Source organism: Cryobacterium frigoriphilum, assembly GCF_004403305.1.
GTDB lineage: Bacteria > Actinomycetota > Actinomycetes > Actinomycetales > Microbacteriaceae > Cryobacterium > Cryobacterium frigoriphilum.
The window spans coordinates 75668-82028 of record NZ_SOHE01000015.1 but is presented as its reverse complement, the minus strand read 5'-3'; the positions used below and the strand labels follow the sequence as shown (position 1 = coordinate 82028).

General features: G+C 69.8%; 4 protein-coding genes. All 4 read right to left on the bottom strand.

Annotated features, from left to right (window positions below; genetic code table 11):
* On the bottom strand, positions 1–1065 hold a 1065-nt coding region (locus E3T55_RS02880; protein ID WP_134518061.1), incomplete at its 3' end, for an NAD(P)/FAD-dependent oxidoreductase.
* A complete protein-coding gene (locus E3T55_RS02875; RefSeq protein ID WP_255455372.1) occupies positions 1058–3220 on the bottom strand; it encodes a molybdopterin oxidoreductase family protein in 2163 nt (720 codons plus the stop codon). The genes E3T55_RS02875 and E3T55_RS02880, both read right to left, overlap by 8 nt.
* 57 nt (positions 3221–3277) lie before the next feature.
* Positions 3278–4714 (bottom strand): MFS transporter, encoded by a 1437-nt coding sequence (locus E3T55_RS02870; protein WP_134518060.1) that lies wholly within the window; start codon positions 4712–4714, stop codon positions 3278–3280.
* A gap of 487 nt (positions 4715–5201) precedes the next feature.
* Entirely contained in the window at positions 5202–6170 is a 969-nt protein-coding gene (locus E3T55_RS02865) for a lipase family alpha/beta hydrolase (RefSeq protein WP_134518059.1), read from the bottom strand.
* Positions 6171–6361: the final 191 nt, after the last annotated feature.

The window sequence follows — 6361 nt, the reverse complement described above, 5'->3', positions numbered from 1 at the left end:
GGCGAGCCAGTCGGCCTGCCGCCAGCCCGGCCCGATGAGGCCCGAGGGGCCTCCGCTCGGCCGGGACGCCGCGGCGCCGGCGCCGGGCAGCGGCCGGGCAGCGACGTGGGCGCAGTCCCCGATCGCGTAAATGAAGGGGTCGCCCCAACTGACGAGCGACTCATCGACGAGGATTCCGGTCGACACCGGCAGCCCGGCGAGCTGCGCGAGTTCGGTGCGGGCGCCGACACCGCACGAGAGCAGCAGCAGGTCGCCGCCGATCTGCTTGCCGTCGGCGCAAATCAGGGCGTCGAAGCGTTCTACGCCGTCGTCGTCGATGTGAAACAGCAGGCTCTCGGCGCGGGAATGGTTGACCATGCTGACGCCGGCGCGGCGAGCGCTGCGGGCGAGCACGGTGCCGCCGCCGCGGTCGAGGTTGCGGGCCATCGGGATCTCGCCGTGGTAGACGACACAGGCCTCCGCGCCGGCCCGAGCGGCGGCGAGGGCGATCTCCATGCCGAGCACGCCGGCGCCGAGCACAACGATGCGTTTGCCGGCCTGCACGGCCTCGAGCACCGTTTCGGCATCGGCCAGGTCGCGCAGCACGGTGACCCCGCGCGGGAGGGGGGAGCCGGCCCAGTCGAGGGCGGCGGCATCCGTGGGCACCAGGTGCTCGCGGCGCAGCCGCTTGACGCCGTCGAGGGTCGGCACGTTCGCGCGGGCGCCGGTGGCCAGCACGAGCCGGTCGTAGGGCAGAAACGTCTCGTCGCTGAGCGTGACCGTGCGGCGGGAGCGGTTGATGGCCGTCACGCTCACGGCGGTGCGGATGCGCACCCCGGCTTGCCGGGCGGCATCGGTGTCGGTGATCTCGAGCGACTCGCGTTCCGCGTGGCCGACGGCGTATTCGGCGATCAGCACGCGGTTGTAGGCCTCGGCGGTTTCCGCGCCGACAACGGTCAACTGCACCCGCCCGGTGCGCACGCTCGGCAGCAGCTCCTCGACGAAACGCGCGCCGACCGGGCCGTAGCCCACGAGCACGATGCGTTCCGGGGTGGTCCGGCGGCCATTGTTGGTGAGATCAGACAAGGGCGCCCGCTTCCTGCAGCGCACGCACGCGCACCGTCGTTTTCTTGAATTCGGGCATGCCCGAGATGGGGTCGGTCGCGTCACTCGTGAGCGAATTCGCCCGGCCCTCGCCGGCGAAGTGGAACGGCAGAAACACGGTGTCCAGGCGGATGTCGGTGGTCACCTGCGCCCGGCAGCGCACGGTTCCGCGGTCGTTGGCGACCTCGACCCAGCCGCCGTCGACGATCGACAGCAGCTCGGCCGTCGCCGGATGCACCTGCAGGCGTGCGGCCGGCTGGGCGGTGAGCAGCTCCGGCACCCGGCGGGTCTGCGCGCCCGACTGGTAGTGCTCGAGCAGGCGACCCGTGACCAGGGTGATGTTCCCATCGAGCTGGGCCGTGGCATCCGTCGTGACCGGACGCACGGCGACGATGTGGGCGCGGCCGTCGGCGTGCGCGAAGCGCTCCTGGAACAGGCGCGGAGTGCCCGCCGAGCCGATCGGAAACGGCCAGAAGGCAGGCACGTCGGTGTCGAGCAGGGCGTGGCTGAGGCCCGAGTAGTCGGCGAGCGCCCCCGCGGTCGCGCGGCCCAGCTCGTCGAAGACCTCGGCCGGCACGGCGCTCCAGGTGGACGGCGCGTTCAGGCGCTCGGCGAGCTGCTGCAGAATCCACAGTTCGCTGCGCACTCCGGCGGGCGCGTCGAGGGCTTTGCGGCGACGGATGACGCGGCCCTCGAGGGTGGTCACAGTCCCCTCCTCCTCGGCCCACTGGGTGACGGGCAGCACCACGTTCGCGAGGGACGCGGTCTCGGAGAAGAAGAAGTCGCAGACGACGAGAAAGTCGAGGGCGGCGAGGCCCTCGCGCACGGCGCCGGCGTTCGGGGCGGACACGACCACGTTCGCGGCGTGCACGAGCAGGGTGCGCACTCCCCCGGGCTGGCCGAGGGACTGCAGCAGCTGCACGGCCGGCAGCCCGACGCCGGGGAGGGTATCGGGGTCGACGCCCCAGACGCCGGCAACGTGGGCGCGATCGGCCGGGTCGGCGATCTTGCGGTAGCCGGGCAGCTGGTCACACTTCTGGCCGTGTTCGCGCCCGCCCTGGCCGTTACCCTGCCCGGTGAGGGTGCCGTAGCCGGAGTGGCTGGTGCCGACGAGGCCGAGCACGAGGCTCAGGTTGATGGCGGCGGTCGCGGTATCGGTGCCGTCGGCGTGCTGTTCGACGCCGCGGCCGGTAAGAATGTAGGTGCCAACGCCGCTGGCCCGGCCGGCGGCAAGTCGGCGGGCCAGGTCGCGCAGCTGCCAGACCGGAACCCCGGTTTTCTGCTGCACGCGCTCGGGCCACCAGGCGCTGACGCTGCGCCGCAGGGCCTCGAAGCCGGTGGTGCGGGAGTCGAGGTAGTCGCGGTCGGCGAGCTTGTCGGCGATCACGATGTGGGTCAGGCCGAGCAGCAGCACGAGGTCGCTGCCGGGGGTCGGCTGCACGTGCATGCCGGCACCGTCCTCGGTCAACCGGGCCGTCGCGGTGCGGCGCGGGTCGACGACGATGAGGCCGCCGGCCTGCCGGGCGCCCTCGAGGTGGCCGATGAAGGGCGGCATGGTCTGCGCCACGTTCGAGCCGAGAATCAGAATCGTGGCCGCCGCGTCGAGCGCATCGACCGGGAACGGCAGCCCGCGATCGAGGCCGAACGCCCGGTTGCCGGCCGCCGCGGCACTCGACATGCAGAACCGGCCGTTGTAGTCGATGCGGCTCGAGCCGAGGGCGACCCGGGTGAACTTGCCCAGCTGGTAGGCCTTCTCGTTGGTCAGTCCCCCGCCGCCGAAGACGCCGACCGCATCGGCGCCGTGCTCTGCGCGGGTGCTGCGCAGCTTCTCGGCGACGAGGTCGAGGGCGTCGTCCCAGGACGCCGGGGCGAAGCTGCCATCGGCCTGCTTGAGCATCGGTTCGAGAATCCGCTCGGGCGAGGCGAGCAGTTCGGCGCTCGTCCAGCCCTTCTTGCACAGGCCCCCACGGTTTGTGGGAAACGCGCGGCCACTCACGGTGACCGGGGCCTGCGGGGCCGCGACCGCGGCATCCGTCACCGGGGTCGCCGTCAGCGTCATCGCGCACTGCAGGGCGCAGTACGGGCAATGGGTGGCGGTCTCTCCGACGGGGGCGACGGATGCGGCGGGGGCAGTCACGGGGTCGTGCTCCTTCTCGTGAACGGGTCAGGCGATGAAACGGGTGCAGCCGTCGAGCTAGATCTTCTGCCCGGCAACGGAGGAGCCGCGGCGCATGTAGACGAACGCGGTGACGCCCATCATGACCAGGTAGGCCACCGCGAAGCCGTAGATCGCGCTCGTGTAATCGCCGGTCGTGGTCTTGGAGTAGCCGAGCACCTGCGGAATGATGAATCCACCGTAGGCGCCGATCGCCGAGATCAGGCCGAGGGCGGCGGCGGTCTTGCGCTGGGTGTTCACGTCGCCGCTGTTGTGGTGGGCGTTGGCGACCCCGCTGCGGGCCGAGAACACGCTCGGAATCATGCGGTACGTCGAGCCGTTGCCGATTCCCGTCGCGACGAAGATCAGCACGAAGCTGCCGAGGAACGCCCAGAAGTTACCGAGCGGCAGCACCAGGGTGACGATCAGGGCGCCGACGGCCATCACGCCGAACGCGACAACCGTGACGGATGCCCCGCCGAAGCGGTCCGCAAGCTTGCCGCCCATCGGGCGGGCCAACGATCCGACGAGAGCGCCGATGAAGGCGAGGGACAGCGACGCGCTGGCGACCTGAAAGGTGGAGTACTCGGGGAACTGGTCGGCGATGAGCTTCGGGAAGACGCTTGCGAAGCCGATGAATGAGCCGAAGGTGCCGATGTAGAGCACGGCGAGAATCCACAGGTGCGGCTCCTTGAGGGCAGCGAGCGAGCCGGCGAAGTCGGCCTTGGCGTTGGACAGGTTGTCCATGTACTTCCAGGCGCCCCACATGGCGAGCACGATGAAGGGAACCCAGAACCAGCCGGCCAACGTGATGTTCAAGGTGCCGACGGCGCCGAGGGTGATGACGATCGGCACGATCAGCTGGGCCATCGAGGCGCCGAGGTTGCCGCCGGCGGCGTTCAGGCCGAGGGCGTAGCCCTTCTGGCTCTGCGGGTAGAAGTAGGTGATGTTCGACATCGAGCTGGCGAAGTTGCCGCCGCCGAAGCCGGCGAGCGCGGCGACGAAGAGCATCACGCCGAACGGGGTGTCGGGGTTGCCGACACAGATTGCGAGGGCGATCGAGGGGATCAGCAGCAGGCCGGCGCTGATGATGGTCCAGTTGCGGCCACCGAACTTCGGCACCAGGAAGGTATAGGGGAACCGCAGGGTGGCACCGACGAGGCTCGGCATCGAGATGAGCCAGAACACCTCGGCGGTGGTGAATGTGAAGCCCGCGGCGGGCAGCGACACGACGACGATGCTCCAGAGCTGCCAGACCACGAAGCCGAGGAACTCGGCGAAGATCGACCACTTGAGGTTGCGGGCGGCGATGAGCTTGCCGCCGTTCTCCCACTGCTGCTTGTTCTCGGGGTTCCAGTTGTCGATCCAGCGCCCGGGGCGGTGCACGAGAACGGAGGAGGGAGCGTCGGTGGTGCCGACGGACGGCGGACTCAGGGGGGCTGAGTTCAGTGCTGCAGACTCGACGGTTGATGACATCGCGGGGCTCCCTCAGGGGTTGGTGTCCTATTGGCTTATGGAAGACGCTACAGAGAGCGTGTTTCCGCGAGCCATGGCCGCGATTACCGTTCGGTCACTAGATGATCACACGGGCGAGGGATGCGTGTTGGGGCGCTGTCATCTGTTCGTCACATTCGGGCGGCCCGGTCCGGGGCATCCGCTCTCGTGGTGGTGGCCCCGGGCACTATTCCGGGAGCGAACAAGGTTCGGGTGCGACCGAGCGCGAGCCCACGGGGCCGATTGTGGCTTCTCGCTCACGAGATGCCAGAAAATGCCCCTTGCCCAGCTCTCTGGCTCCGCGAGACGCCAAAAATGGCCCCTTGAATCGAATTCAAGGGGCCATTTTTGGCGTCTCGTGAGGGTACGCCCCGCGCCACGGGGCCGATTGTGGCTTCTCGCTCACGAGATGCCAGAAAATGCCCCTTCGCGAGTGTGGGGCAGCTACCGTGGTGATCTCACCCGGGGATTACAGGCAGGCGGGCTGGAACGCGGGGTCGGCGGGGCCGGCCGGCTGCACGAGGGCATTCAGCACGAGCTGATGCACGACCGGGTCGTTCGGGGCCTGGTCGTGCTCGATCGGATCAAGCGGGCACAGGTCCTGAATGGTGATGTTCGTCACCCGCTCGGCCGGACCGGCGAGGAACTGGCTCTGATACGGCGTGACGACCTCGTCGTTGACCGTGGAGATCACCGTGTAGAAGGGGCCGCCGCCAGACTGTACGGCGACGAGGTCACCGATCGAGTTCAACTCGGTGAGAAACTCGGAGCCCGCAGCCTGGTCTGAGCAGGCCGCACACACCGGCTCGAGGCCGCCCATGTCGGCGGGCACTTGGTCGGGAGTCGGCGTCAGCACGCCCTCGGTGCCGTGGTTGGAGGGCGCGATGCCCACGAGGCTGTGCACGGCGGCCGCTCCCCCGAGAAAGCCCATATAGTAGCGCGGCATCATGCCGCCCTGGCTGTGACCGACGAGATCGACCTGGGCGGCACCGGATGCCTCTCTCACCTCGTTCACGAAGGTCGCCAGCTCGGCGGCCGACTCGCGGATCGGTCCCGACGCGGCGATACCGTTCGCCTCGCCGTAGTCGAGCGCGTAGACGCAGTAGCCGGCGTCCTTCAGCACGGGCGAGAGCGTCGACCAGTTCTTGACCGACGTCTCGAAGGTTCCCGGAACGAGCACCACCGGGTACGGGTGCTCGGCCGTCGGCACGCACGACCAGTCGTTGGCGCCGGCCGGCGAGATCGCGGTGCCGTCGACGGTGGGCGCGGCGGGTGCCGTAACGGCGACGCTGACGGATGCCGCGGCGCCGGCCTCGACGTCGGCCTCCGTGTCGGATGCGGCCGCCGTCGTGGCGACGCTGAGGCCGGTGGCGAGCAGCGCGGCCGCGGCGAGCGCCGTGAGCCGCGTCAGGAATGCAGGAGAAATGTGGGGGGACATGGGTGGAGCCTCTCGCGGCGGGCGCCACGCGCGCCGCCGTCATCTGCACAGGCCGAAGGCGGCGCTGCGTGGGAGTTCCGGCCGTCCGAAGACGTGCGGGCGGGGGTTGAGGCGGTGGGATGACCCACCGCGGGTGCAGCTCTGCACCGGGACCGCCGGGACGCATGAACCCCGCCTGCTTCGGGAATGAG